At 38.8% G+C, this 963-nt stretch carries 1 protein-coding gene; it reads right to left on the bottom strand.

Annotated elements, in window-relative coordinates:
• Positions 1-385 precede the first annotated feature (385 nt).
• Complete coding sequence (locus B5F71_RS19495) at positions 386-772, bottom strand: hypothetical protein (RefSeq protein WP_143269956.1); 387 nt, start codon at positions 770-772, stop codon at positions 386-388.
• Positions 773-963 lie beyond the last annotated feature (191 nt).

The raw sequence follows: 963 nt of genomic DNA, 5'->3' as shown, positions 1-963 counted from the left end.
TGACTGACGAAGATATCTATCAGGCTATCATCAACAGGGAGGAAGATATGAAACATATTTGCGACATTTATAGATTAAAAGCTGCAAGTTGAACTTGCGAAACTTGAATAAAAGTATATTGATATCAAAAGCAAATATTAGTTTTATTGTCCGCAATCAAAAAGAATTTCAAAGAAATCTTTTTTCGTAAGACCTAAATTCCTTAATGTGTTCTTGACGATGAATTCAGGAACAGGGCTGATGTGGGTTTGTAAGATGATCGGTCGGGTTAAATCTTTTCGCACCCACTTTTCATGCCCTCCCTCTGTTGAGATTTTCTTGCATCCGGATTTCTTAAGAAATTCGCGGAACTCGTTTAACGGGATATTGCTTAATTTTTGTGTATTCATGCAAAAGAAGGGATGGACAGATTTTCCATATATTTTGAATATTCTTTATTCTCTATCAGATTTTTGAAGTCCGGATTCTTTTTCATCATTGAAACTGTATCAGGAGATTTGAATTTGTGTTGTTTTATGCTTTCTACTTTCCATCCGTGCTTTTGTAAATCTTCCGTTAATGTGTGTTCGTGGATGCAATAATCTAAGTATTGGCGCACTACTTCCCCGAAAGATTGTTTGGCTTCCTGCTCGTTTTCGCCATAACCGGAAATGTCGAGTGCAGGGCAATAAGCAATATAGATTCCCTCTTCAGTGAAAATATATACACCTAAAACCAAATTAATACATGATTCTCCCGTATTGTAGGCTGCTTTGAATGAATGAGTGGGCATAAACATCTGTTTTAAATTTACTGCAAAGATAGTGATTTGCATTGAAAACGCCATTGCCTTCCGAAACAAATTAACGCTTGTTTATGCCCACCGTCAAGTTAGAAGTGCAACTCCGCCACCGCCTTCCTCCGTCCTTGGAGCGTAGCGGAAAGGGCGGAGGAAGGCGGTGGAAGCCCGGAATCAGGGTCATC

The organism is Bacteroides sp. An269 (assembly GCF_002159755.1).
GTDB classification, from domain to species: Bacteria; Bacteroidota; Bacteroidia; order Bacteroidales; family Bacteroidaceae; genus Phocaeicola; species Phocaeicola intestinalis.
This window is presented reverse-complemented; position numbering and strand designations above follow the sequence as displayed.

Bases quoted from the DNA above. Each gene is read 5' to 3' on its own strand.
- B5F71_RS19495 (WP_143269956.1), bottom strand. From the start codon at position 772: ATGCCCACTCATTCATTCAAAGCAGCCTACAATACGGGAGAATCATGT.